This is a genomic window from Clostridium chromiireducens (genome assembly GCF_002029255.1).
In the GTDB taxonomy this organism is placed as follows: Bacteria; Bacillota; Clostridia; order Clostridiales; family Clostridiaceae; genus Clostridium; species Clostridium chromiireducens.
In genome coordinates this window covers 1-26,499 of sequence record NZ_MZGT01000056.1, presented here as the reverse complement: position 1 = coordinate 26,499, position 26,499 = coordinate 1, and the positions used below count along the sequence as shown (strand labels likewise).

The following is a 26,499-nucleotide window of genomic DNA, read 5'->3' as shown; positions in this document are numbered from 1 at the left end:
AATCTTTATTTAGTGCTTTTATTTTTTATATAAATTTAATTAAAAAGGTAAGCAATAATATTTTTGGGGGGAATCAAGTATGAACTTAAAGCTCAAGTACCTACTGAATAGAAATTTAAAAGGGCATTCAGAAAAAGTTTTTGAAGGAATATCTAATGGAAGAAAAAAGGCTTTAGACAATTGGTTTAACGATAAGTGGGCTCAACTAGAAAATATAAAAAATTCGCTTATGGCTTTAGAAGATGATGATGATATAGTTTATAACTATTTAGTGGAAAATGTAAAGAAACATGAAGATTTTTGTGAAATCTTTGTTTTAGATGAAAGAGGAATAGTATCGGTTTCGTCATGCAAAGAGCATGTAGGACTAGATATGGGTGATTTACCTAATTTAAAAGCGGGATTAGAAGGTAGACCTCTCATGTATGGGCCATATAAAGATAAAAGAACTTTAGATACGGATGTAAGTAACAAGCAATTTGTTGACGATGTAACACTAATGTTTTCGAGCAGATGCAAAAACCATACAGGACAAGTTAGAATATTATGCTGTAGAACTTTAAATGATGATATGAGTAATATAATACAAGATGAGGATACTCATATATACAAGGATTCTGGCGACAACTACTTGTTTATGGTAAAGTCAAACAGAGGCATTAAGCCTGGAACTGCAATCTCTAGAAGTAGATTTGAAGATAATGCTTTTACTTTAGGCGATAATCTTAAAGATGGAGTTAAAACAAAAAAATGGGGAGTAGTTCAGATCAAAGAGCATACCGAATTTGAGATTATATTTACTGATCCGGCAACCAATAAATTGCATCCAGGGGTAGAGAATACTATTAGGAATGGAGAAAACTTAGATTGTTGGCCTGGATACCCTGATTATAGACATATTATGGTTGGTGGTAAAGGAACGTTGATAACACCTCCTAATTGCGATGAAGTTTGGGGGATGATGTGTGAAGGAGATATAGATGAAATATACAATTTTCAGAGTATCAATTTAAAGATGCCAATGGCTATATCTTTAATGTCAGCAATTTTAATAGCAATTAATACCGTAACAACAAAACTTGCACCTGACATGAGTATATTTACATCTTTAGGAATGTGGTTTATATTGACGTTATTTACACTAATAATATCTAAGAGAATGGTTTCATCACCTTTAAGCAGGACGATAAATATATTACAAGACATTGCTGAAGGAGAAGGGAATTTAACAAAAAGAGTTAAGAAAATGTCATCAGATGAAATTGGAGAACTATCAAGATGGTTCAATAAATTTATAAATAATCAAATGAGCATGCTTCATAGAGTAAAAAGATCGGCAAAGACGACCAAGAAGTCAGTAAATATAGTTTCAAGTATAACTAATGAAGTTAAAAAAGGAATGGCAGTCATTGAAAATACAGTTGTAAGCCTTTTAGAAAACTCAAAGGAACAAAATTTGGTATTTCAAGATACAAAAAATAAATTCTCAGAGATTACAGCCTCAATTCAAGAAATGGATAGTCTGATTTTAGAAGTTTCTGGAATTGTTGAAGGCACTAATGAGAGTGCATCAACAGCACAAAATGTATCTAAAGAAGTCTTAAGTAATATGGAAGATTTAGAAATTACAATTAATAAAACAGTTGAATCAATTAGTACATTGCAAGGGTATTCGAAGGAAATAAGTGAAGTTGTTAACGTGATAAGTAATATAAGTAAACAAACTCAACTTTTAGCTCTTAATGCATCAATTGAAGCAGCAAGGGCCGGAGAAAGTGGAAGAGGATTTTCAGTAGTTGCAGAAGAAATATCAAAATTAGCTTTAGAAACAGAAGGCGCAACTAAATCAATAAGTAATGTTATTAAACAAGTTCAAGAACAAACGCAAGCTACCTTTGAATATGCAGGAGAAATAAATAGCAAAGTAAATGTTTCAACAGGAAGTGTAAAAAATTCTATTCAATCATTTGATCAAATTAATCAAGATGTAAATATAATTGCAGATGCTATGCAATCCATCGCTCATATTACTTCAACACAAACTGAAAGCGTTGGTGATGTTATGAATAATGTAAGTAATATGGCGGATAAAGTAGAGCAGTCTACAGAAAGTAGTTCAACTAAGAGCGAAGAATCATTAACAATGGTTAAAAAGATATTATCAGACATAAGGCAATTAAAGCAAGCTACAGAAGTATTAGAATATTCATCAGATAATCTAAATGAAATGGTTGGATCATTTAAGTTAAAATAATATAAATAAAAATCTTATTCATACATAGAAAATAAATTAAATATAAATTTAAAAACTTATCTCGAAATTATTTAATGACAGGCTGCCTTCATTTATGTTTCCTATTTTTAAGTAGGATACGTAAATATAAAGTAGCCTGTCATTAAATTTTATTACTGAGAGTTATTCACAATGAATATAAAAATAAAGGAGTTTATCTATAGAATCAGGAGAGAATGTGGATAAAATTCGAATAAAAGAACATATCTGTGGACTATATTTCTGGCACAATGAATTAACTTAGCATTTGTGCAAATAATAAAAATATATTATAATCAAATATAGTTGCTATCGCAACTATATCTAATTGGAATCAGAGTAACAAATTTTATTGTAGTATAGAAATTATTATTTTAGGTTTAACTTACAGTTTAAATAGATTAATTATTATATATGCTACGTAGAAAGGATAAAGATTATGGAGAATAAAGATAACAAAGTAAATGATAAAAGATGGCTTATATTGCTCACAACTGTACTTTTAACATTCATGGCAACGCTTGATGGTAGTATAGTAAATGTTGCATTACCGGTTATGGCGCAAAGGCTATCAGTAAGTATGGCATCCATAGAATGGGTAGTTACGAGCTATTTAATAGTTATTGTAGGTACTATCCTTATATTTGGGAGATTAGCTGATATTAAAGGAAAGGCTAATGTATTTAAACTAGGAATTATAATTTTTACAATTGGTTCTCTAGCGTGTGGTCTATCTAATTCACTAATAATGTTAGTTTTATCGAGAGGATTACAGGCAATAGGCGCTGCAGGAACAATGTCAACAAGTCATGGAATTATAACACACGTATTTCCGAGTAATGAAAGAGGAAGAGCTTTAGGGATTAATGGTACATTTGTAGCATTAGGATCAATGGTGGGGCCTCCAATAGGTGGAATAATTGTATCTGTTCTGAGTTGGCAATATATATTTCTAATAAATGTACCAATAGGAATTTTAGCTCTTACATTAGCCATGAGAACACTTCAGAAGAGTAGTAATAATTCTAAGGAAACGTTAGATATAAAGGGCGCAGTGTTGTTTGGACTAACTATGGTATTATTATTTGGAGCTCTAACATTTGGTAAAGAAATAGGATATAATAATACTGGTGTCATAGCAGCTATAGCTATTTCAGTTATATTATTTATTTTATTTATAATGGTTGAAAGAAAAATTATATCACCGCTATTGAAGTTGGAGATATTTAGTAATCAATTATTTTCTCTTAGTATTTTTTGTGCATTTATATCTTTTATAGCAATAAGTTGTTCAAACATAATAATACCGTTCTATCTGCAGTATGTAATGAAATTAAGTCCATCAGTTACAGGTATATTAATGATGGTTTCGCCAATAATATTGGCCGTTATTGCACCAATGAGCGGGCATATGTCTGATAGGGTAGGGTCAGAAGTTCTTACATTTTTAGGTCTTATAGGAACTAGCTTAGGCTTATTTTTGATGTCAACACTAACACAATACTCTCATTTAGGAGCATTAATTATATTTATTGCTGTAATGACAATGGGAAATGGAATGTTTCAATCACCTAATAATTCACTGGTAATGTCTACAGTAGATAAGAAGAATTTAGGAATTGCAGGAAGCATAAATGCTCTGGTAAGAAACTTAGGAATGGTTTCAGGAATATCATTATCAACAACTCTTTTATATTATCGTATGAGCACAATGGTAGGATATCATGTTACAGGATATATAGAAGGAAGAGATGACGTCTTTATATATGGAATGCAATATGTATATTCAGCCGCAGGCATAATATGCGCGGTAGGAGCTATTTTAACGGCATATAGATTATATGAAACTAGATACAAGAAAAAGGTTGAAGTAGTATAAATAAAATATCATCAAAAGAAGAATGCAGAAGGCATTTAAACTTTTGATGATATTTTTTTATAATAATATATTATAGAGGTATAGTAAGACAAAAGAAATAAGATAAAATTAACTTTCCATTATATTTATAGCAAATGAAAAATTTTAGCTAAGTTTATCATTTTTAGTTATAATATATATAATATTAAACAACTTAAGGAGAAGCTAATGAACATTACTATAATTACCGTAGGTAAGATTAAAGAAAAATATTTAAAAGATGCAATAGATGAATATTCTAAAAGATTAGGGCGTTATTGTAAGTTAGATATAATAGAGCTAGTAGATGAAAAGACGCCTGATAATGCATCAGAAAAGGAAGAGGAATCAATTAAAGAAAAAGAGGGTCAAGGGATATTAAGTAAAATTAAAGATAATATGTTTGTTATAGCTATGGATCTAGGAGGAAAGCATTTGACTTCAGAAGATTTTGCAGGTTACATAGAAAACTTAGGTATAACAGGTAATTCTAATATTGCCTTTATTATAGGCGGTAGCCTAGGTATATCAAAAAGTGTTTTAGCTAGGGCTAACTATAAATTATGTTTTTCAAAAATGACATTCCCTCATCAACTCTTTAGAGTAATGCTTCTAGAGCAGGTTTATAGAGGGTTTAGAATAATGAAGGGTGAACCGTATCACAAATAAAGATGATAAAACTGTACAAAAATGCTCAGAGGAAATGCTACAAGAAGCAGAAGAAATAATAACACTACTAGACGATAACTATTGGGGGTTGAAAATATACTAAGTTAATTAGAGCGCATATTTTGATATAATATGTGAAAGTAATTGTTATGTTTATCATATATTAATAGCAGTAGATAGATTTATTGTAAATCAAAATATTCTATCACAAAGGATGATAATGATGGAATTAGCTAAGGATTTATGTTTTAATGGTGAGATTGTAACACCTAAGGATATAGAATATGATGAAGATAGACAAGTGTGGAACAGAGCAATACAAAAATATCCAATAGCTATATTATATTGTACTAGTAGAGAAGACGTTATAAGTGCTTTAAGGTTTTGCGTTAAAAAAAATATTGAATTTAGAATAAGATCTGGTGGACACAATTATGAGGGATATTCAATTGGAAATAATGTTATAGTAATTGATGTTAGTAGAATGAAGAAAATAATTATAAATGAATTAACCAATACAGTGAAAATAGAATCAGGGGTAGAAAATAATGAACTTTACGAATATGTAGGCACAAGAGGATATCCTTTTCCGGGTGGAACCTGCCCAACTGTTGGAGTAGCAGGATACACTTTAGGCGGAGGATGGGGACTATCTTGCAGGTTATTTGGTTTAGGAATTGATAATGTATTAGAGTTTGAACTTGTAGATTATAGAGGTAAGATAATCATTGCAAATAGAGATTGCAATAGTGATTTATTTTGGGCATTAAGGGGTGGCGGAGGAGGAAACTTTGGAATAGTAATCTCATTAACTTTTAGGTTACCACCAAAATTAAATAAGGTAACAGAGTTTACAATATATTATCCAAATACCACACCATTAGAACAAGCAAGTATTATGGATATATTTCAAAATTTATATCAAACCCTAGATAGAAGAGTGAATATGAGAGCTAGTTTTTATAATTCTGCAGATGAGGGTGTAGCAGCATTCATTATAGGATTATTTTATGGAGATATAGCGGAATTAAAGGAAATATTAAAACCTTTATTGATGTTACCAAGAGCTGAGGCTGACTTTGAATATACAACCTTTTTAAATGCTGTAAAAAAGATTGGAGCTATATATAAAGCTAGTGAAAAATTTAAATCTGCGGGTAGATTTGCAGATAGAATATATTCAAAGCACGAGTTATTAAAATTAGCATCTTCTCTTCAAGAAAAGCCTATAGGCTCAGTTTATGCTGCAGTTACTTTTTATGGATTAGGTGGAGCTGTAAAGGATAAAGGAAAGCATGAAACAGCCTTCTATTATAGAGATTCCAATTATATTATAGGTATACAATCAGTATGGGAAAATTCAATTTATGCGGAAGAAAACAAGGAATGGGTAGCTAGTAGATTAAATTATATAAAGATGATAACAGAAGGATCATATGTTAATTTTCCGTACAGTCCATTAATAGATTATGAAAAAGAATATTATGGTGGAAATGTATGTAGGTTGAAATATATAAATGAAAAGTATGATCCACTTAATATATTTAATTATCCACAATCAATAAAATAAGAATTTAATTTTAGGTGAGCCCTTACCGGAAAATAAACGATTAGAAGATAATCTTGGTATTAGTTACAGAGATTATCTTCTTTGTGGCGAACTTTTCTTATTTGAATAAAAAAATAGCAATTTATATTAAAAGAATATATGAGATATTGGTTATAATGTATATGAGAGGAGTTGTTTATATGAAGGCTAATGTAGATGTAATCTCAAAAGTTATCGAATTTATAGAGGAACACCTTACAGATGAAGATGATTTAGATTTAGAAAAAATAGCTGATATTGCGAATTATTCGAAGTTTCATTTGCATCGAATGTTCTCGCAAATTGTTGGATGCACAATGCATCAGTATATTCAAAGAAGAAGATTAACTGAAGCAGCTAGACAACTTGTTTTTTCGGATAAATCAATTATAGATATAGCATCTATTTCAGGTTATGAAACTCAGCAGTCTTTTACACTAGCGTTTAAAAGATTGTATCAAGAATCACCACAGATGTATAGAAAAAGAAACAGTTTTTGGCCTAAACAATTGAAATTTCAACAACAGAAAGTTGAATGTATTTCTTATACTAACTTAAATATGAGATGCGAGGTGAAAGCAGCGTGAGTTTAATTCCATATGTTATTGAACAAACAAGTAGAGGAGAACGAAGTTATGATATTTATTCCAAGCTATTAAAGGATAGAATTATTTTTCTAGGAGAGGAAGTAAGTGAGCCTATTGCAAATCTTATAGTGGCGCAGCTTATATTCTTAGAATCAGAAGATCCAGATAAGGATATTCACTTATATATTAATAGTCCAGGAGGTTCTGTAACGGCAGGTCTCGCTATATACGATACAATGAATTACATTAAATGTGATGTCTCAACTATTTGTGTTGGTATGGCAGCAAGTATGGGGGCATTTTTACTTGCAGGAGGTGCAAAGGGTAAGAGATTTGCTCTTTCAAATGCCGAAATCATGATCCATCAGCCATCCGGGGGTGCAAGAGGTCAGGCTACTGATATTAAAATTGCGGCAGAGCATATTTTAAAAAATAAAAGAAATTTAAACAAAATTCTTGCAGAAAATACAGGAAAATCGATTGAACAAATTGAGGCAGATACAGATAGAGATAACTTTATGTCGGCAGATGAAGCAAAGGAATATGGATTAATTGATAAGGTAATGAGCAGGGATAAATAATGCTTCAAAGATGATGTGACCCTTTATTTTTTAGTAGTTGGTCATTTTGAGTATGAATTAAAGATTTATTATATTTTAAAGGGTAATATTCTAAACCATATATATTGTCTAGAATATTACCATATATATTATTTGAAATTTGGGGATATTAAATGTTCAGTGCTAATCTTCTATTTTCAATAATTTTTTCTAGCTCATCGGCAGCTTTAAGTACATCTTCTTCGACTATTAGTTTACCTCCTGTGATGTTTACTAAATCTTCTTTTAATACCTTAGTTACAACTTCGCTTCCGTCTATGAATGGAGATATAGCAACATGTAATGGAAGTCCTAATGATAATCCAAAAGCTGCATCAGCTAATGCTTGCTCTTCAAGCCATTGTGGAGCCGATAATACAAGTGGAAGTTCTGGAATATCTACACCTAGATTTTCTGCAAGTTCAGTTGCTACCATTTCTAATCTTCCAATAGCAAGGCATGGACCAAAATTTAATACTGGAGGTATACCTAGTGTTTTACATATATCTTTTAAATTATCTCCAGCAAGGTCAGCGGCTCCAGGTGACATAAGTCCAACATTTTCAAGCCCTCCTGAAGAACAACCTGCTGAAAGAACTAAAATATCTCTCTTTATTAATTCCTTAGTAAGTTCTACTGTAAATACATCATGTCCTTTTGCTGTTAAATTAGAGCAGCCTACTACTCCAGCGATACCTTTAATTTTTCCTTTGGCAATTAAATCAATAAGTCCATTCCAATTTCCACCTAAGAATTCTTTTAATGATCCTTCACTAACACCAGTTACTACATCATCGTGACCATGATCTTTAGGAATATCGATTATGACAGTACTTCTTCTACTTTTATAACTTTTTAAAGCTTCAAAAATAATTTTTTCACTTATTTCTTCAGCATTTTGCATACTAAAATTTATGTACTCGGCATTTTTCTTCTTAGCAACATCATCTATACATATAATTTTTACATTAAATTTTTCAGCTATAGGTTCAAGTCCTGGTATTGTACAGTTAAATTCTGAGACAATTAGATCTATAGCACCAGTTGCTAGTACAGCCTCACTTGTATAATTATTTCCTGCATGACCTGAGAAGACTTCAGTATAATGTTCTCCTCTTAACTGTAAGTCCTGACCTACGCATGTACATCCAACTAATTTAAAGCCTTTAGCACCTAATTCAACTGCTTTCTTTGTAACATTCTCATCAATTAATTTATCTTGAAGATGTGCAATATCAGAATGCTGATGTCCTGTAATCATTATATTTATATAATCCTCATTTATTACCCTAAAACCAACTTTAGCTTGTCTGATTTTTGGAGCACCAAGCATTACATCATTTAAAAGATTAGTTAATACTAAACCATATATTCCTGTAGCGATTCCAAGTTGAAGTGCATTAAGTAGCATATCTACAGGATCACTATTTAAATTTGTTGATGTTTTTACAAGTGCATCAAAAACTTCAGACTTAGCACCACCTGGTAATATATTCAATTCTCTCCACTTATTATATCTAGGAGCATAAGCTAATTTTTTTACTAATTCCATCTTTTCAAATCTTGGTTTATATAGATCTTTAAGAACTTCATCGGCTACTTTAATTGCCTTAGTATTTATATCTTCTTCAACAACATCAAAGATTTCAGCAAGTTTATCTAATGTTTCTGGGCTTTTTATCTTAAGGTTACCTTTTCCTTCACCAATATCTTTAAGATTTCTTGCTGTAGTTTCCACCACATGAAGATAACATGCTGATCCTGCAGCTATTGCTCTTAGGAAGTTCCTTGATACGATGGTATCAGCATCTGCACCACATACTCCTTTAGGTGATTTAGGTGTTATCTTACATGGGCCATTTGAACAAAGCTTACAGCAAACTCCCTCTTTCCCAAATTTACATTTAGCTTTTTGTGATTCAACTCTGTTAAAAGAGGTTTCTAATTCTTGTTTTGATGATAAAAATTCACATAATTTACAATCTGCTGATGTACACATTGACATATTAATCGTCTCCTTTATTAAAAAAATATATTAAATTGGAATCTAAATTCAAATACATATACTATACCATTTTGGTATACTTTTGTACAAATATAAAAGGCTTTCGCCCATTATATTATTTTTATATAAGACTACCACGGATCATTCTTCAACTCAGCAAAGTTTACACTTTCTAGCTCAGCTATCATTTTACTTTGAATATTACATAAGGCCTTATGTATAGAACAATGTCCAGATTTATTTGCGCTACATGCTTTTGTATCATAAACACATCTAGTAACAATAATTGGACCTTGTATAGCCTCGACCACATCCTTCATAGTTATGTTTTTAGGATCTCTAGATATAGAATAACCTCCATTGACGCCTCTATATGATTTAACTATACCCGACTGAGTTAACTTTCTAGTCAATTTTAATAAAAATCTTAGAGGTATATTCCCTTTTTCGGATAAGGATTTTGCATCAATTTTATTATCTAGGCCTTCTTTAGATAGCATGAGCACTATTCTAAATGCATAATCAGATTCTTGATTGATATTCATATATTTACTCCTTAAAGTATACCTGTTTGGTGTATTTTATGATAATATAATTTATATAAATTGTCAATATATTAATACAAAGGATTAAGTTGGTTAATTTATCTGAATATGGTTTTATAATAAGTACTAAAATAGAAAGTCATCATGAACTCAGAAATTATATAAAAGAGCTAAACAGACAAGTGAAATGGATTGAGTGGGAAAATAGATAGATATGAAAATAAATGGGTTCATTAGTGATGATGAGCTCATTTATTTAATTTTATATATATTATATTAATTAACATCTAAATCTAATTTTGATAGCAATTTTTCAACGGTTTTTGCTGAAATGTAATCATCGTCTTTTTTCACTAAAAGTTTAGAGCGGCACTTTGAACACTTTTTTAGGCAATCTTTTACCTTGAATTCGATATTATTAGCATCTAAAGCCTTAGCTAATTCTTCAAAATGAAGTGTGTGTTTACAAATCTTATATTTAGCCATATATATTCCCCTTTATAAAAACAATTTATTCTTTTTTAATAGTATAAGTTATTTGATAATAAATATCAATAGAGCTATTCAATAAGGTAATATATTTTAGATATATTATACTTAAAAACTTTCATAATAGATGAAACGTTAATGAAAGAGTAAAAATATTTATTTTTAATGAATTAATATGATTAAGTACAAAAGATACTCAAATATTATTGAAACTTAGTACGAACTCTTTAACATAATTATATTATTTTGAATATTATATAAATAAAGAATTTATTTGGGGTGAGTATTATGTTTGGAGCTTTAATAGCCATGCTTACTGGAATCCGAATAATAAAAGATGCTAAGGGAGGAGTTTTTGATATACTAAATGGTAAAGGTCCTATAGAAAAAGCAATGGAGGCAGCAGGATATGATTATGATCCTGAACAAGATATATTTTATTGTGTTATGAATCCGTGGCAAAGAAATATGGGATATAATCGGTTATATGATGAAGCAATGGCACCGTTTGGGATGATTGTAGATTGTGAACCAATATATTTTGAATATAAAAATAAAATATGGTTAGTTGAATTATGGAAAGGTCAATATGATGTAAATACTGGCTGCGAAATAGGAATATATACAGCAGATAAACCAGTTTTAAATATACCTGAAATGTATAAATTAATGTTCTTTAATTGTGCAAATGATGAAGAGAAATTAACAATGTCTTTTACCTTAAAAAAGAATGGTAAAATTCTTTTCTCAAGGGATGAAAAGCACTGGTGGTTAGCAGGTTTTAAACTTGGTGAATACTCAGAACCTTCAGAATTAGTGGTAAATTTAAATATTACCTTAAAGGATGAAGAAATGTGCAACGCGTTTGTAGAAGCATTAATTAAGATTGGATATGCAGAAGAGAAAATCAGTGTAAATGGATATACGGTAGGTTTGATATTTGATGAACCACATACGCCGCAGCCAATTACAAGAATAGAAGAAACGGATAAATTAATTCAAGCTAAGAATAAATTATTATGTGAGAAGTATAATGAGATTACTAATATATATAATAGTTTTACAGATAAAATAAATGCACTTAAAGATCAAGCACCTGAAATATATTCAGAAATTATTGATAAGGCAACATTGAGAACACATTTAAGAAGTATTAATAATACCGAAATGGTTTAAGTTGCTATGATGCACCGGCAGGAGATAAACTCCTGCCTTTAAAATATCTCTAGTATAACACAGAAGAATACATAAGTTAGAAAAAATTCAAGAGATTTTCATTCTATATATTTCCTTGTAATAGCATTAATGTTAATATATGATTATGGTTAATATTTATATATTAGCAAAAGTTATATTATCATCAAAACTTGAGACATAATCTTACTATATTAATTTTATGGAGGTATGAGTTATGAAGGCCTTAACAATTTTTTACTCATTGGAGGGTAATACAAATATTATTGCTAATGCAATAAATGATGAACTGCAAGGAGATATCGTTGAAATAAAACCTAAACAAGAAATCCCGAACAAAGGTTTGAGAAAATACTTTTGGGGTGGGAAGCAGGTATTATTTGGCGAGAAACCTGAAATAAATGATATAAAGATTGATTTCTCAAAATATGATTTAATAGTATTTGGTACTCCTATATGGGCAAGTAATTTTGTACCAGTTTTTAATACCTTTTTTGAAAAACATAGTATTAAGAATAAGAAAGTAGCCCTATTCTGCTGTCATGGTGGAGGAAAGGAAGGAAAAGCTTTTGTTAAATTTAAAGAGAAGTTACAAGGAAATAACTTTTTAGGTGAAATAGCATTTGAGGATCCACTTAAAAAGGATAAAGATAATAATATTATAAGAGCGAGAGAGTGGATAAAAACCATTATTAAATAAATAATAATTATTATAAGTTACGATTGTAAAATATAATAATAAGAAAGAGGATATGGTATTTAATATTGTATCCTCTTTTTCAGTTTATTATTTCTAGCTATAGGAATTATAAGTTCCTTCAGTTCTTTTTTTATTAGCACCTTTACTTATGTAAGAGCCTTCAATAAGATTTTTATAGCCTTTTTTAGAAATTATAGATTTAATATAATCAATATGTGGACATCTATCATAATGATAGTTATCAGTTGCCATGCAAGATGATAAATGTATAACAACTTCATCTTTTTCAATATTGTTTTTTACTTTAAGTTTTTTAGATAGATGTTCTAATTTAGCAGCAATACTTTTTCCACAGCATCCACCACAGGTAAATGAGATATACTTAGTAGAATCAGAATAACTTTCAAAAACACCATCTTTGTTGTAGAAAGCATTTGTACAAGCAAAACCACTACAACGGTTGTGAGCAATGTCACATTGAATAATAACTACATATTTTTTGTCCATTTATTTTTAGCCCCCTTTAGAAATAATTGCATAAGATAATTCCTGATTTACATGCATTGACTTTTATATAAGACAATTATACAATCAATCTGTAATTGGAAAAAGTGCCAGTTTTATATGATTTATAGGATACAGTTTACTCGTGGGGGTGTGTTAATGAAAATGATTATTGTAGAGAATAATTCATCTAAACCTTTATATATGCAGATTTATGAAGCATTAAAGAAGGAAATAATTTCGGGAGAATTGCCTAAGGGTTATAAGCTCACATCTACACGCAACCTTGCAGAAACACTAAAGGTTAGCAGAAACACAGTAGAAAATGCTTATCTACAGCTATCTTCAGAAGGCTATATTTCTAGTAAAGCTGGGAGTGGGTTTGTTGTTGAAAAATTGGATAATACTATAATTTCTAAATTAAACGAACAACGACTAAAGAGTAAGGATGATAATAATAAAATTCAAAAAACGAGCACTGATAGAATTTATCAATATGATTTTCAATATGGGAATTTAAGCTCTTCAAATTTTCCAATACAATTGTGGAGAAAAATATCTAATAAGTGCTTATCAACCATAAGTACTGAAGATATTATGTCATATAATTCGAATAAAGGTGAAGTAGAATTGCAAATAGAAATTATGAATTATTTGAACAAATCTAGAGGTGTTTATTGTAGCTCTGAGCAAGTAATCATTTCTTCAGGAATTGGTCAATCTCTAAGTTTATTATGTCAACTCTTTCGAAGTGATTCAAATCAGATTGCAATTGAAGATCCAGGATATAATGGCGCAAGAAACATATTTATTAACAATGGTTATGAAGTTATACCTATTGGATTGGATGAGGATGGAATAAAAATTGAGGAGCTGGAAAATAGTTCTGCAAAAATAGTGTATGTAACTCCATCGCACCAATTTCCAACAGGAGCTGTTATGCCAATCTCAAAACGACTGAAATTGTTAGAATGGTCTGTAAGAAGAGGCGGAATTATAATTGAAGATGATTATGATAGTGAATTAAGGTATAAATCTAGACCTATTCCAGCGATACAAGGTATAAGCGGTGCAGAAACTGTTGTATATATTGGCACATTCTCAAAATCGTTATCGCCGAGCCTGCGTATGGGTTATATTGTATTACCTAAACCGTGGGTAGATATTTATGATAAGTCTTTTAGTAGATATCATGCGTCTGTTTCATTAGTTCAACAAAGGATACTTCAACAGTTTATGTCTTTAGGATATTGGGAAAGGCATTTACGGAAAATATGCATTTCTAATAAAAGAAAGCATGATATACTGATTAATACAATTAATGAGTTAATAGGAGAAAAAGTTATAATTCACGGAAAAAATGCAGGTTTACATATAATATTAGAATTCAATAATGGACTGGATGAGAAAGGGTTAATAGAGAAGGCAGAATATTATGGAGTTAAGGTTTACCCAGTATCTGCATTTTGGATGAGACAAGAAAAGTATACAAATAATATGGTTTTATTGGGATTTGGCGATATGTCAGAAAGTGAAATTGTTGAGGGAGTAAAAGCGCTTGTTAAGGCATGGTCATTGTAAAGATAATTTTCAGAGTTAATAATTAAGGATAAATTATTATTATATTAAATAAATTATATATATTTGAGTTTCTTGATTTAATTTCAAGGAACTCATTTTTGTTGATATTATTGGTAACTAGGGAATAATGATAATTTTTCAGACAACTTTGAAATAAGTGTTTAGTATTGGCAACAATATTCGATAAAAAAGTAAGCACCATTTGAAAATTATGTAATTACTTATGAGTGTGATTTATACAGATATATGTTTAGATACTTATTATGATGAAATATCATAATTAAAATATATTTAAATTGTGTTAGGAGGAGATAATATGTTTAAAAATATAAAATTAGGGACAAAAATAATCTCATTGTTAATTGTACTTGTTATATTATCCGTATCAGTAATAGGGGTATTATCGACAAATTCTCAAGTAAATGCAATCAATAATAATTTGACCTATACTACAAAAGAACTATCAACAGGATTAAGTGAACAGATAGATGCATTTATATCAAAGCATATTTCTGTACTGGAAGGAATAGCGGTTACTAATGATTTAAGGTTATATAATCCTCAGGATCAAAAGACACTTCTAGAGGAAGTTAATAAGAAAGAGTCGGATTTTGCTCTTATATTTGTAACAGACACTAATGGACAGCAAGTGGCAAGGTCAGATGGAAAAGATAAATTCGATAATATGTCTGACAGAGATTATTTTAAGGCTATATCATCAAATAAAAAAACTGTTGTTAGTGATGTGTTGATTTCTAAAACAACAGGAAAACCAGCAATAGTTATAGCTATTCCAATTATTGATAGTCACGGTGAGTTCAAAGGTATATTAGGTGCAACGTTAGATTTAAGTGTACTAGAGGAAATGAGAAGTAAGATTACTATTGGAGATACTGGATATGCTTTTATAACAGATACACAAGGACAAATATTAGCGCATCCTGATAAAAAAATGGTTGAAGAACGAAGCAATGTCTCAGATGTGGAAATAGTTAAGAAGGCTTTAACGAGAGAATCAGGAGCTCAATTATATGATTATAACGGTGTGAAGGTATTTGGTAGTTATACTAATGTACCAACAACAGGATGGGCAGTTGTAGTTAGACAAACTCAAGAAGATGCTTTTTCGTCAATTACTCAAACTCAAATAAAAATGGTTAGTATATCAGCACTTATTTTAGTAGTTACTATTATAATCGGATTTATTTTATCAAAAAGCATGATAAAGCCATTATTAGTTTTAAAAAAGGCGGCTGAGCAATTAGCTCAAGGGAATTTAGCCTATGATTTCAAAATTACTTCAGGTGATGAAGTAGGAGATTTATCAAAAGCATTTATGGAGATGAGGGAAAACTTAAAGAATTTAGTTCAACAAATTTCCTCAGCATCTGAAAATGTAACAATATCAACCAGGGATGTATTAAATTCATCTAAGCAAGCTGAGGTTGTATCTAATCAGATTGCAGAAGCAACAAGTCAATTAGCATTGGGAAGTGATGAACAGGCTAAAAGCGTTGAAAATGCATTTGGTTCAATTAATAAAATTGTAAGAACTATAGAAGAGATTGCAGGTAGTAGTAATCATTCACTTGAATCTTCATCAAAAGCTGAGAAATTAGTTAAAAGCGGTGTAGAAATTGTTAAAGAGCAAGATGTTAAAATGGATGAAAGCACTACTGCAGTTGAGCAAGTATCAAAAGTAATTTTTAATTTAAATGATAAAACTGTTCAGATTGGACAAATCATAGAAGTAATAGAAAGCATATCAGAACAAACTAATCTATTGGCGCTGAATGCTGCTATTGAGGCGGCAAGGGCTGGAGAACAGGGAAAGGGATTTGCAGTTGTTGCTGATGAAGTTAGAAAGCTTGCAGAAGAATCGCAAACATCCATCGGAAAAATTCAAACAATTATCAAAGATATTCAAAATGCTACAAAGACAGCCGTGGATAGCGCTAGATGTGCAACAGAAGCTATCACCCAACAAAATGAAGCGGTCCAAAATACTTCTAGAATTTTTGAGGATATTTTAAGGATTGTAAATGAAATTGCTAGTGAAATACAAGAAATTTCAAGTTCAACTGAAGGTGTAAAAGGTGATGGAGAAAATATTCAGCAGGATATGGAAAGAATCTTAGCAGTATCAGAGCAAACGGCAGCAAGTACTGAGGAAGTAACAGCATCTACAGAAGAGCAAACAACTTATAGTGAAAATATAGTAGTAGAAGTTGAGAAATTGAATAAAATGGCAGATGAATTAAAAGGCTGCATCAGAAGATTTAGTATATAATATTTTTAAAAAGAGGATTTCCTTAGAATGGAATCTTCTTTTTTTATAATTATTTAATACCTTAGAATTAGCAACATAAAAACTTCAGTATGTATACTTTTTTAGGCAAAGCACCTGAAAATGATAATAAAACCAATAATTCTGATTAAAATATAGAACGCCTCAATAATAAGAATTGAGACGTTCTATGAAGAATGATTATGCAAATAATGCTACGAATACTAAAGTTAGAGTACTTACAAGTTTTATAAGTACATGAAGTGATGGACCAGCGGTATCCTTAAATGGATCACCTACTGTATCACCGACAACACTGGCTTTGTGTGCTTCTGAATTTTTACCACCATGTTCTCCTAGCTCAATAAGTTTTTTAGCATTATCCCATGCACCACCACCATTATTTAAAAATAAAGCCATAATAACACCAGTAATCGTAGTTATCATTAGAAAACCAGCAGCAGATTCTTTACCTAAAATAATTCCAACTAGTACAGGGGCAGAGATTACTATTATTCCTGGAAGTATCATTTCTTTTAAGGCTCCTTTTGTAACAATATCAACACAACGAGCATAATCAGGTTTTGATGTTCCTTCCATTATACCTGGAATTTCTTTAAATTGTCGCCTAACTTCAAGTATTACATATTGAGCAGCTCTACCAACAGCACTTATTGCAGTAGAGCTAAATAAGAATACTATCATAGCGCCTATAAAACCTCCAATAAACACTTCAGGTTTTCCAATATCTACTGAAAACCATGAATCTAAAGGTTTACCAAGTATTCTCTTTACTTCATCTAAGTATGCAGAAAATAATAGGAACGTTGCTAGAGCGGCAGATCCTACTGCATAGCCTTTTGTCAATGCTTTTGTAGTATTACCACATGCATCTAATCTATCAGTTATAATTCTAATTTCTTCAGGAGCACCAGACATTTCTGTAATCCCACCTGCATTATCAGTTATTGGACCGAAGGTATCCATAGCAAGGATATAGGTACATGTTGAGAGCATTCCCATTGTCGCAATCGCTGTACCGTATAATCCTGCATTTGCAACACTTGGTAATGCCAATTCGCTTAACTTATAAGATATAAATATACATATAGAAATGCATATTACAGGTAGTGCAGTCGATTCCATTCCAACCGATAATCCGGTTATTATGTTAGTTCCAGCACCAGTTTTAGAAGCAGTTGCGATATCTTTTACAGGCTTATGTGTTATTGAAGTATAATAATCAGTTATAACTACAAATACATAACTAAGTAGTACTCCAGCAACGGCACACCCATATAAATAAATATAATTTACAGTACCTCCAGTTGTAAGTGATCCACTCAACATATTTTTCACTACGAAAAATAGAAGTACTAGGTTAATTAGTGAAGTTACAACAAATCCGTTTTTTAGTGCTTTCATCGGATCATCAGAATCATTCTTCACTTTAACAGAAAATATTCCTACTATTGAGGCCACAATACCTAGGGCACGTGCAACAAGAGGAAATAGTATTCCTTTCCAACCAAAAATAGGATAAAGTGCAACGCCAAGAATCATAGCACCTATATTTTCAGCGGCAGTCGATTCAAAAAGATCAGCACCTCTTCCTGCACAATCACCAACGTTATCTCCAACAAGATCAGCAATAACAGCTGGATTTCTAGGATCATCTTCTGGGATGCCAGCTTCAACTTTTCCAACGAGGTCAGCACCTACGTCTGCAGCTTTTGTATATATACCACCACCAAGCTGTGCAAAAAGTGCAACAAAGGAAGCACCAAATCCAAATCCAATGATGAGAGATGGCGCCTCTTTTATTAAGGTATCATTTCCTGAAAATCCTCCATATATTAGGAATAGAGAAGCAACACCCAAAAGAGATAGTGCAGTAACAGCTAGTCCAGTAACAGCGCCACCTTTTAGAGCTATCTGAAGAGCATTATTTAGACCATTTTTAGCGCCAGCAGCAGCTCTTATGTTTGAATTCACAGCCATATACATACCAATATAACCAGATAAAGCAGAGCAAAATGCACCAGTAATAAATGCTATACCAGTATGTAGGGATATGGATATAGCTAAGCCAGAACCTTTTGATATGTTACCTAAATAATTAGATAGTATAATTAAAAATAAAGCTAGAATGGATAGAATAAATATAGTTTTGTATTGTCTTTTAATAAATGCCATAGCACCTTCTCTAATGTACGTTGATATTTCTTGCATCTGACTAGTACCTTTGTCTTGAGAAAATGTGTACTTAACTAAATAAACAATTACAATAAGTGAAATAATTATGACACTATAGATAAGAATTAAATATGGTACCATTTAAAACATCCCCTTTATTTTTTTGAAATATAAATATTATACATTTATATTATACAATATAATATTCAGAAAATTACAAATATTTTTATTTTTTATATAATAAACATGGTATGCATTAATATGGTAAGTAATACAAAATAAATAGATATCTAAAGAACATAATCAATTCTATAGATATCTACTTTACTTTAGTTAAGAGAGCTGTTATTCACAAATAAAAATTTCATAAAATAATAGTTTGATATTTTTTTATAAATAGCAAGAGAATCTACTTTGCTAGAATAAACAAAAATTTTTATTTAGAACTTAGGATTTATTTCATCTCTTTGAATTCTTCTTAGGTCCTTTAATCTTAAATGAGTTTTTTCTCTTATAGTAGCAAAGTGTTCGCCATCAATCATCATTTTCTTAGCTTTATCATGTAATATTTTTTTTTCTTCTTTGCCCATAAATATGACCTCCTATTAATACTTTTAGTATACCTATAGTTTGTCTTATAAATAAAAATATATTCATTTTTATATTCTCTAATTTACATGAATTTTACATAAATAATATATTAATTTAACTTTACAATACTATGATAGTAATTAGGAGTAGGAATATGTACGACAAATATTATTTTCATTGGGATTATAAGAGGTATTATTCTACAATTCATAGCAGAGGGTGTGAAATGGAAAGATGGAAATATTGATGAATGATTTTTATGGGCAAGAATATGAAAAGAATGAATATGAAGAATTCTGCAATATAATTGAAAATGCTAATATAAAATCTGTTTTTCAACCAATTATTTCTCTTATAGATGGGAGTGTGATGGGGTATGAAGCATTAAGTAGAGGTCCAAAAAATTCACACATGAATAATCCAGAGATACTTTTGAATATGGCTAGAAAGTTCAATAAGCTATGGGAGATTGAAGAATTATTTCGATCTAAGGCATTAGAAAATATTTCAGAAAAAAACATAAATGCAAAAATATTTTTAAATATTAATCCCAATATTATTGATAGCTCAAAATTTAAAAATTCCTTTACAAAAGATTATTTAAAAAAATATCATCTTAGCTCTGATAATATAATTTTTGAGATAACGGAAAGAAATGATATTAATGATATGAGCAGTTTTAAAGAAACCATTGAAGATTGGAAAAATCAAAAATATAAAATAGCTATTGATGATGCAGGATCAGGTAATTCAGGATTAAATAGAATAGCACATATTAACCCACATTACATTAAATTAGATATGGAACTTATTCGTGATGTTGATAAACATTCTACGAAACAAGCAATAATTAAAAGTATGCATGAATTCTCAAAATTAACAAATTGTAGTTTGATTGCGGAGGGAATAGAAACAAAGGATGAGCTAAGAACTCTTGTGGATATAGGAGTTCAGTATGGGCAAGGGTATTTTATTCAAAAACCAGAGGCATCTATACTTCCAATTAAAAATGAAGTTATTAATTTAATAAAAAAGTTAAATATAAAAGAAGATAGTCAATATGGGTATAATATAGCTAATGTGTATATTAGTAGTATAGCTAAAAAAATAGAAATAGAAGAACCAGATATTTTAGTTTCTGATATTGATTCTAAGTTTAAAAAAAATCAAGACTTATTAGGAATATGCATTGTAGATAATGGTTATGTAAAAGGAGTAGTAACAAGGAATTCGTTTTATAGCAAATTAGGGTGGCAGTATGGATATAGCTTGTATTCATCTAAAGCCATATCAAATATAATGAATACTAATTTCTTGAGTGTTGATTATAAAATGCCGATTGATATGGTAATAAAGCTTGCAATGGCAAGATCTAAAGATACATTGTATGATCATATTACTGTAACCAAAGATTCGAAGTATTATGGAATGGTAACAATAAAGGATTTAATTGAAAAGACAATAGAAATAGAAGTGGATAATGCTAGACATTCAAATCCACTTACAGGTCTTCCGGGTAATGTTATAATTGAGCAAAAGCTTGAAAAGTGTATATTTTCAAAAGAACAATATTGTGTATTGTATTTTGATATTGATAATTTTAAACCTTATAATGATGTATATGGATTTGAAAATGGTGACAAGATAATAAAACTTTTAGCAAAGGCAATAAGCTCGAATATTTCATGCAGGGACTTTATTGGACATATTGGTGGTGACGATTTTATTGTTATAGTAGGATATTGGAAAGCGGAAAAACTATGTAAAAAAATAATAAATGATTTTGATTCAAATACATTAGAGTGTTATGATGAGAAGGATATTAATAATGGATATATAACAGCTCAAAATAGGCATAGTATAGTAGAGAAGTTTCCACTAGTATCTGTATCTATAGCAGGATTAACTAATAAGAGAAGGGAATTTGAAAGTGTACATGCATTAGCCAAAGAATCAAGTAAGCTTAAGAAAAGATGTAAACAAAATAATGGAAGCTGTTACTTAATAATTTAATATATATTTAAATAAGTTAGCCTAATTCCTAAATATAATAAAGATGAGAGCAGGTAATTTTTATAACTACCTACTCTCATTTTTATTGTATTTATTTAAATTAGCCTCAAGAAAACCAATAGGTTTATTCTCCAAGATAAGCGCTCTTAATACTCTCATCATTAAGAAGCTCTTTTGCATCTCCAGACTTAACTATTTTACCAGTTTCAAGAACATAAGCTCTATGTGCAATAGCAAGCGCCATATTAGCATTTTGTTCAACTAAAAGTATGGTTGTTCCAGATTTATTTATTTCAACAATGGTATCGAAGATATCTTTAACGACAAGAGGCGCAAGCCCCATAGAAGGTTCATCAAGAATAAGCATTTCCGGCCTATTCATAAGTGCCCTACCAATCGCAAGCATTTGTTGTTCGCCACCAGAAAGAGTACCAGCTTGTTGTTTTTCTCTTTCCTTCAATCTTGGAAATTTAGAAAATACCATCTCCATATCTTGTTTAATTCCAGCTTTATCTTTTCTAAGGTAAGCGCCTAATTCAAGATTTTCTAAAACGCTTAATTGAGGAAAAACTCTTCTTCCCTCTGGTACATGAGAAAGTCCTAAAGAAACTATTCTATTCGCAGGAACTTTGTTTAATGAAGATCCTTTAAACGTAACAGTACCTGATTTTAATGGCTCTAATCCTGATATAGCTCTAAGAGTTGAGGTTTTACCAGCACCGTTAGCACCGATTAAAGTAACTATTTCACCTTGTTTAACTTCAAGGGAGATATCTTTTAGAGCTTGGATTACTCCATAGTATAGATTAATATTATCTACTTTTAACATTTCTCTAAGCCCCCTCTCCAAGGTAAGCTTCAATTACCTTAGGATTGTTTTTGATTTCATCAGGGGTACCTTCAGCAATTTTCTTTCCGTAATCAAGAACTGCTATTTTATCACAAATACCCATAACAAGTTTCATGTCATGCTCTATTAGAAGAATCGAAATATGATATTTATCTTTAATCCAGTTTATAAGTTCCATAAGTTCAATTGTTTCTTGAGGATTCATTCCAGCAGCCGGTTCATCTAATAATAATAAAGATGGTTCAGCGGCTAGAGCTCTTACTATTTCAAGTTTTCTTTGTTCTCCGTAAGGAAGGTTACTAGCTAATTCATCTTTTTTTGAATCAAGAGAAAAAACTTTTAACAACTCAATGCTCTTAGCTGTAATATCTGCTTCTGTCTTTCTAAACTTAGGAGTTCTAAATATAGAATCAAAAAGTGAATATTGAATTCTATAATTAAAACTTACTTTTACATTATCAAGAACAGTTAATCTAGAAAATAGACGAATGTTTTGAAAAGTTCTAGCTATTTTCTTTTTTGTAATATTATAAGGCTTAAGACCTTGGATTCTTTCTCCAAGGTAAGATATAGTACCTTGAGTTGGAGTATAAACACCTGTTAGCATATTAAATACAGTTGTTTTTCCAGCACCGTTAGGTCCTATAAGGCCAACAATTTCTTTTTCATTTATAGTAAGATTAAAATCGGAAACCGCCTTTAATCCACCGAATACAATTGATAAATTTTGAACATCTAACATTGAGTTAAACCTCCTCTCTGTCCTTTGATTCTTTTTTAGGTAGTAACTTACTAAATATTTTAAACGATACTTCTTTATCACCTAATAATCCTTGTGGTCTAAATATCATAAGAACTATCAGTGCTAATGGGTATATTATCATTCTATAATCGCCAAGACCTCTAAGAAGCTCTGGTAAGAAAGTTAATATTATAGTTGCTATAATTGAGCCAGATAATGACCCCATTCCTCCAAATACTACGAAAGTTAAGTAATCTATTGATTTATTAAAATCGAATGATACTGGTTGTATATAGCCCATATAGTGAGCGTATAATCCGCCAGCAATACCAGCAAAAAAGGCACCAATAATGAACGCCATCATTTTATATTTAAATGCATTTATACCCATTGATTGAGCAGCTATTTCATTTTCACGAACAGAAAGCATTGCTCGACCCTGTGATGAATGAATTATGTTATATATTACTAGAATAGTAATAACCATTACTAAAAAGGCTATACTGAAGGTTGTTTTCTTTGGAATACCTGTAAAACCACGGGCACCACCAACAGCATCAATGTTCATAATAACTATTCTTATGATTTCACCAAATGCCAATGTGGTTATAGCAAAATAATCACCTGTAAGCTTTAATGTAGGATAACCTATTAAAGCAGCGAATATACATGCAATTATTGCTCCAATAAGTACTGAAACTAAAAGCGGCATGCCTGCTTTTTGAGTGACTATAGCTGATACATAAGCACCAATTGACATAAAACCGGCATGGCCTAAACTTAACTGTCCTGTAAATCCAACAATTAAGTTTAGAGAAACAGCTAAAATAATGTTAATCAAAACTAATGTGATAATTCCCATATAATATGAGTTTATAACTTTTGCACTCATTAGCCCGAATAAAATTGCATATGAGATTAAAGTGCCTATTAAAGTGAATAGTATCTTTTTATTTGAAAAATTCTTCATATCAACGCACCTACACTTTCACATTGGCCTTTTTGCCTAATAGACCAGCGGGCTTAATCAAAAGTATTATAATAAGAATTGCAAAAACTATTGCATCAGAGAAATTAGTTGATATATAGGCCTTAGAAAAAGTCTCAAGCAATCCAATAGCAATTCCACCGATAAGAGCTCCTGGAATACTACCAATTCCACCCAATACTGCTGCAACGAAAGCCTTAAGGCCAGGCATAACACCCATGTAAGGAGTTATACTAGGATAAGAGATTGCAACTAAAACTCCAGCTATACCAGCCAATGCAGATCCTATAGCAAATGTTATTGAAATAGTATTATTAACGTTTATTCCCATAAGAGAAGCGGCTTCCATATCTTGAGAAGAGGCTCTCATGGCTTTTCCAATTTTAGTTTTATAAACTATAAATTGAAGTAATATAACTAGAGCAGCAGATACTGCAAACATCAATATTGTTTTAACTTCAATCTGAATAGGTCCTATATTTATTGTCCCAGCATTGATTAAATCAGGGAATGGTTTAGGATTTGAACCAACATTAGCTCTCATAACATTTTGCAAGAATAGAGAAACTCCGATTGCTGTGATAAGCAAAGTTATTCTTGGAGAATTTCTTAGTGGCTTATACGCAATTTTCTCTATAATAATGCCTGCCAAAGCTGAAGCTACCATAGCAATTAATAATGTTGGAATTAATGGTAATTTTAGCGTTGAAGCAGAATAGAAGCCTGCGAAGGCTCCTATCATATATATTTCACCATGAGCAAAGTTTATTAGTTGTATAATTCCATAAACCATTGTATAACCTAATGCTAGGAGGGCATATACGCTTCCTAAAGCCAATCCATTTATGAGCTGTTGTAAAAATTCCATTGTATATTCCTCCTTTTAAGTATTAAGGGTTAACTTTACCAGCTAAAATTTTCTTGTCTCCATCAACTTTAATTATTGCAGCACTTTTTATAGCACTTCTTTCACTATTAAATTTGATGTTACCAGTAACACTGTTCATTTCCATACCTGCCAAAGCTTCTTTAATTGCAGTACTATCTGTCTTGCCAGCTTTTTCAATTGCTTTAACTAGAATTTTAGCAGTATCATATCCAAGAGCTGCAAAAGCGTCTGGTTCTTTATTATATTCTTTTTTATAAGACTCAACGAATGTCTTTACAGCACTATCTGTATCTCCTGAATAGTAGTGATTAATGTATAATGCACCATTTACAGCATCTCCACCAATTTTAGTTAATTCTTCTGATTCCCAACCGTCTCCGCCTAGTAATTGTGATTGAAGTCCCATTCCTCTAGCTTGCTTTGCAATAAGACCAACAACGTTATAGTAATCAGGTAATACTATTATGTCTGGATTTAAACTTTTGATTTTAGTTAATTGAGCTTTAAAGTCAGTATCTTTATCATTATAAGTAAGGAATTCACCAACTTTTCCACCAGAAGCTTCAAATTTTGATTTAAAGCTATCAGCTATTCCTTTTGAGTAATCTGAACCTGCATTATATAACACTGCAGCAGTTTTTGATTTTAGAGTCTCATTAGCATACTTTGCAAGAACATCTCCTTGGAAAGAGTCAACAAAACATCCTCTAAACATGTATTCTCCACCAACATTTGTTATAGTTGGCTCTGTAGCTGTTGGTGTAATCATAGGTATTTGTCTTGATGTTGCATTTGGAGCAACTGCAAGTGTTGCACCTGATGTAACAGGTCCGAGTATAGCACTTACTTTTTCATCATCAACTAATTTATTGAAAGCCTGCATTGCTGAGTTAGGCTCAGCCTGATCATCTTCAAAAATAAATTGAATTTTTTTACCGCTGATACCGCCAGCACCATTAACTTCCTTTTCTAATAATTGAGCGCCTTCTTTTACAGATACACCATACGTTGATGCTGCCCCAGATAAAGGTCCAATAGCACCAATTTTAATTACATCTCCTGCACTACTTGTACTAGAGTTGCCCCCTGTTGAATTTCCACTACAGCCAGCAAGAAAAGTCATAGCCATAACAGAAGCTAAAATTCCAGAAACTAAATTCTTTTTCATAATTATCCTCCCTTTTTGCCATAAGCAATAATATCAAAATAATAATTTGTTACGTAATATATTAACAAAATAATATATTACAAATATTTATATTATGGATATAATAACATATCAAATGAATAACTACAAGAATGATATTTAATAT

The 26,499-nt window shown here is 30.9% G+C and carries 23 protein-coding genes; 12 read left to right on the top strand and 11 right to left on the bottom strand.

Going from position 1 to position 26,499, the window contains the following annotated elements; all coding sequences use genetic code 11:
- The first annotated feature begins 79 nt into the window (after positions 1-79).
- From CLCHR_RS17895 to clpP, 7 genes are all read left to right on the top strand, one after another.
- Entirely contained in the window at positions 80-2,254 is a 2,175-nt protein-coding gene (locus CLCHR_RS17895) for a methyl-accepting chemotaxis protein (protein WP_079441272.1), read from the top strand.
- A 457-nt stretch (positions 2,255-2,711) separates the two neighbouring features.
- Positions 2,712-4,151, top strand: coding sequence for an MFS transporter (locus CLCHR_RS17890; RefSeq protein ID WP_079441271.1), 1,440 nt, complete (start codon positions 2,712-2,714; stop codon positions 4,149-4,151).
- A gap of 207 nt (positions 4,152-4,358) precedes the next feature.
- Entirely contained in the window at positions 4,359-4,838 is a 480-nt protein-coding gene (rlmH, locus tag CLCHR_RS17885; RefSeq protein WP_079441270.1) for a 23S rRNA (pseudouridine(1915)-N(3))-methyltransferase RlmH, read from the top strand.
- Complete coding sequence (locus CLCHR_RS25505) at positions 4,819-4,941, top strand: hypothetical protein (protein WP_278337015.1); 123 nt, start codon at positions 4,819-4,821, stop codon at positions 4,939-4,941. Before rlmH ends, CLCHR_RS25505 begins: the two co-directional genes overlap by 20 nt.
- Positions 4,942-5,061: 120 nt before the next feature.
- A complete protein-coding gene (locus CLCHR_RS17880; RefSeq protein WP_207652334.1) occupies positions 5,062-6,408 on the top strand; it encodes an FAD-binding oxidoreductase in 1,347 nt (448 codons plus the stop codon).
- Between the two features lie 179 nt (positions 6,409-6,587).
- Positions 6,588-7,013, top strand: a complete 426-nt coding sequence (locus CLCHR_RS17875; protein WP_079441268.1) for a helix-turn-helix transcriptional regulator — start codon at positions 6,588-6,590, stop codon at positions 7,011-7,013.
- Positions 7,010-7,594, top strand: coding sequence for an ATP-dependent Clp endopeptidase proteolytic subunit ClpP (clpP, locus tag CLCHR_RS17870; protein WP_079441267.1), 585 nt, complete (start codon positions 7,010-7,012; stop codon positions 7,592-7,594). The genes CLCHR_RS17875 and clpP overlap by 4 nt, the downstream gene beginning before the upstream one ends.
- Before the next feature lie 148 nt (positions 7,595-7,742).
- On the opposite strand, the gene cooS is transcribed toward clpP, so the two are convergent.
- The 3 genes from cooS to CLCHR_RS17855 form a co-directional block, all read right to left on the bottom strand.
- The gene (gene cooS / locus CLCHR_RS17865; protein ID WP_079441266.1) at positions 7,743-9,617 is read right to left on the bottom strand and encodes an anaerobic carbon-monoxide dehydrogenase catalytic subunit; all 1,875 of its coding nucleotides are present in this window, start codon (positions 9,615-9,617) and stop codon (positions 7,743-7,745) included.
- A gap of 131 nt (positions 9,618-9,748) precedes the next feature.
- Positions 9,749-10,162 carry an RrF2 family transcriptional regulator gene (locus CLCHR_RS17860; protein ID WP_079441265.1) on the bottom strand — a complete coding sequence of 138 codons (414 nt, stop codon included), beginning with the start codon at positions 10,160-10,162 and terminating at the stop codon, positions 9,749-9,751.
- A gap of 276 nt (positions 10,163-10,438) precedes the next feature.
- The gene (locus tag CLCHR_RS17855) at positions 10,439-10,648 is read right to left on the bottom strand and encodes a hypothetical protein (RefSeq protein WP_079441264.1); all 210 of its coding nucleotides are present in this window, start codon (positions 10,646-10,648) and stop codon (positions 10,439-10,441) included.
- A gap of 291 nt (positions 10,649-10,939) precedes the next feature.
- On the opposite strand from CLCHR_RS17855, the gene CLCHR_RS17850 reads away from it, so the two are divergent.
- Both CLCHR_RS17850 and CLCHR_RS17845 read left to right on the top strand, forming a co-directional pair.
- On the top strand, positions 10,940-11,827 hold the full coding sequence (locus CLCHR_RS17850) for a DUF4474 domain-containing protein (RefSeq protein ID WP_079441263.1): 888 nt from the start codon (positions 10,940-10,942) through the stop codon (positions 11,825-11,827).
- A 235-nt stretch (positions 11,828-12,062) separates the two neighbouring features.
- Positions 12,063-12,545: a flavodoxin family protein gene (locus tag CLCHR_RS17845; RefSeq protein WP_079441262.1), complete on the top strand. Its 483-nt coding sequence runs from the start codon at positions 12,063-12,065 to the stop codon at positions 12,543-12,545.
- A 93-nt stretch (positions 12,546-12,638) separates the two neighbouring features.
- Here the strand turns inward: CLCHR_RS17845 and CLCHR_RS17840 are convergent, their stop codons facing one another.
- Positions 12,639-13,052 carry a CGGC domain-containing protein gene (locus tag CLCHR_RS17840; protein ID WP_079441261.1) on the bottom strand — a complete coding sequence of 138 codons (414 nt, stop codon included), beginning with the start codon at positions 13,050-13,052 and terminating at the stop codon, positions 12,639-12,641.
- Between the two features lie 162 nt (positions 13,053-13,214).
- Between CLCHR_RS17840 and pdxR the strand changes: the two genes are divergently transcribed.
- Positions 13,215-14,630, top strand: a complete 1,416-nt coding sequence (pdxR, locus tag CLCHR_RS17835; protein ID WP_079441280.1) for a MocR-like pyridoxine biosynthesis transcription factor PdxR — start codon at positions 13,215-13,217, stop codon at positions 14,628-14,630.
- Between the two features lie 316 nt (positions 14,631-14,946).
- A complete protein-coding gene (locus CLCHR_RS17830; protein ID WP_079441260.1) occupies positions 14,947-16,920 on the top strand; it encodes a methyl-accepting chemotaxis protein in 1,974 nt (657 codons plus the stop codon).
- A gap of 198 nt (positions 16,921-17,118) precedes the next feature.
- Here CLCHR_RS17830 and CLCHR_RS17825 read toward each other — a convergent pair whose 3' ends face one another.
- Positions 17,119-19,254 carry a sodium-translocating pyrophosphatase gene (locus CLCHR_RS17825; protein ID WP_079441259.1) on the bottom strand — a complete coding sequence of 712 codons (2,136 nt, stop codon included), beginning with the start codon at positions 19,252-19,254 and terminating at the stop codon, positions 17,119-17,121.
- A gap of 299 nt (positions 19,255-19,553) precedes the next feature.
- Positions 19,554-19,703 (bottom strand): hypothetical protein, encoded by a 150-nt coding sequence (locus CLCHR_RS24915; protein WP_169896842.1) that lies wholly within the window; start codon positions 19,701-19,703, stop codon positions 19,554-19,556.
- A 235-nt stretch (positions 19,704-19,938) separates the two neighbouring features.
- Here CLCHR_RS24915 and CLCHR_RS17820 point away from each other — a divergent pair, with 235 nt between their 5' ends.
- A complete protein-coding gene (locus CLCHR_RS17820; protein WP_079441258.1) occupies positions 19,939-21,717 on the top strand; it encodes a GGDEF domain-containing protein in 1,779 nt (592 codons plus the stop codon).
- A 124-nt stretch (positions 21,718-21,841) separates the two neighbouring features.
- Here CLCHR_RS17820 and CLCHR_RS17815 read toward each other — a convergent pair whose 3' ends face one another.
- Genes CLCHR_RS17815 through CLCHR_RS17795 form a run of 5 tightly spaced genes read right to left on the bottom strand, consistent with a single transcriptional unit; the run spans position 21,842 to position 26,354 of the window.
- Positions 21,842-22,546, bottom strand: coding sequence for an ABC transporter ATP-binding protein (locus CLCHR_RS17815; protein WP_079441257.1), 705 nt, complete (start codon positions 22,544-22,546; stop codon positions 21,842-21,844).
- Positions 22,547-22,550: 4 nt separating this feature from the next.
- Entirely contained in the window at positions 22,551-23,309 is a 759-nt protein-coding gene (locus CLCHR_RS17810; RefSeq protein WP_079441256.1) for an ABC transporter ATP-binding protein, read from the bottom strand.
- Positions 23,310-23,313: 4 nt separating this feature from the next.
- Positions 23,314-24,279 (bottom strand): branched-chain amino acid ABC transporter permease, encoded by a 966-nt coding sequence (locus CLCHR_RS17805; RefSeq protein WP_079441255.1) that lies wholly within the window; start codon positions 24,277-24,279, stop codon positions 23,314-23,316.
- 10 nt (positions 24,280-24,289) lie between these two features.
- The gene (locus CLCHR_RS17800; RefSeq protein WP_079441254.1) at positions 24,290-25,165 is read right to left on the bottom strand and encodes a branched-chain amino acid ABC transporter permease; all 876 of its coding nucleotides are present in this window, start codon (positions 25,163-25,165) and stop codon (positions 24,290-24,292) included.
- 22 nt (positions 25,166-25,187) lie between these two features.
- Positions 25,188-26,354: an ABC transporter substrate-binding protein gene (locus CLCHR_RS17795; RefSeq protein WP_079441253.1), complete on the bottom strand. Its 1,167-nt coding sequence runs from the start codon at positions 26,352-26,354 to the stop codon at positions 25,188-25,190.
- Between the last annotated feature and the right edge of the window lie 145 nt (positions 26,355-26,499).

Bases quoted from the DNA above. Each gene is read 5' to 3' on its own strand.
- pdxR (WP_079441280.1), top strand. From the start codon at position 13,215: ATGATTATTGTAGAGAATAATTCATCTAAACCTTTATATATGCAGATT.
- CLCHR_RS17860 (WP_079441265.1), bottom strand. From the start codon at position 10,162: ATGAATATCAATCAAGAATCTGATTATGCATTTAGAATAGTGCTCATG.
- CLCHR_RS24915 (WP_169896842.1), bottom strand. From the start codon at position 19,703: ATGGGCAAAGAAGAAAAAAAAATATTACATGATAAAGCTAAGAAAATG.
- CLCHR_RS17880 (WP_207652334.1), top strand. From the start codon at position 5,062: ATGGAATTAGCTAAGGATTTATGTTTTAATGGTGAGATTGTAACACCT.
- CLCHR_RS17800 (WP_079441254.1), bottom strand. From the start codon at position 25,165: ATGGAATTTTTACAACAGCTCATAAATGGATTGGCTTTAGGAAGCGTA.
- CLCHR_RS17830 (WP_079441260.1), top strand. From the start codon at position 14,947: ATGTTTAAAAATATAAAATTAGGGACAAAAATAATCTCATTGTTAATT.
- CLCHR_RS17820 (WP_079441258.1), top strand. From the start codon at position 19,939: ATGGAAATATTGATGAATGATTTTTATGGGCAAGAATATGAAAAGAAT.
- CLCHR_RS17810 (WP_079441256.1), bottom strand. From the start codon at position 23,309: ATGTTAGATGTTCAAAATTTATCAATTGTATTCGGTGGATTAAAGGCG.
- CLCHR_RS17855 (WP_079441264.1), bottom strand. From the start codon at position 10,648: ATGGCTAAATATAAGATTTGTAAACACACACTTCATTTTGAAGAATTA.
- CLCHR_RS17840 (WP_079441261.1), bottom strand. From the start codon at position 13,052: ATGGACAAAAAATATGTAGTTATTATTCAATGTGACATTGCTCACAAC.
- CLCHR_RS17815 (WP_079441257.1), bottom strand. From the start codon at position 22,546: ATGTTAAAAGTAGATAATATTAATCTATACTATGGAGTAATCCAAGCT.
- CLCHR_RS17850 (WP_079441263.1), top strand. From the start codon at position 10,940: ATGTTTGGAGCTTTAATAGCCATGCTTACTGGAATCCGAATAATAAAA.
- CLCHR_RS17805 (WP_079441255.1), bottom strand. From the start codon at position 24,279: ATGAAGAATTTTTCAAATAAAAAGATACTATTCACTTTAATAGGCACT.
- CLCHR_RS17845 (WP_079441262.1), top strand. From the start codon at position 12,063: ATGAAGGCCTTAACAATTTTTTACTCATTGGAGGGTAATACAAATATT.
- cooS (WP_079441266.1), bottom strand. From the start codon at position 9,617: ATGTCAATGTGTACATCAGCAGATTGTAAATTATGTGAATTTTTATCA.
- CLCHR_RS17825 (WP_079441259.1), bottom strand. From the start codon at position 19,254: ATGGTACCATATTTAATTCTTATCTATAGTGTCATAATTATTTCACTT.
- rlmH (WP_079441270.1), top strand. From the start codon at position 4,359: ATGAACATTACTATAATTACCGTAGGTAAGATTAAAGAAAAATATTTA.
- CLCHR_RS17895 (WP_079441272.1), top strand. From the start codon at position 80: ATGAACTTAAAGCTCAAGTACCTACTGAATAGAAATTTAAAAGGGCAT.
- CLCHR_RS17875 (WP_079441268.1), top strand. From the start codon at position 6,588: ATGAAGGCTAATGTAGATGTAATCTCAAAAGTTATCGAATTTATAGAG.
- CLCHR_RS17890 (WP_079441271.1), top strand. From the start codon at position 2,712: ATGGAGAATAAAGATAACAAAGTAAATGATAAAAGATGGCTTATATTG.
- CLCHR_RS17795 (WP_079441253.1), bottom strand. From the start codon at position 26,354: ATGAAAAAGAATTTAGTTTCTGGAATTTTAGCTTCTGTTATGGCTATG.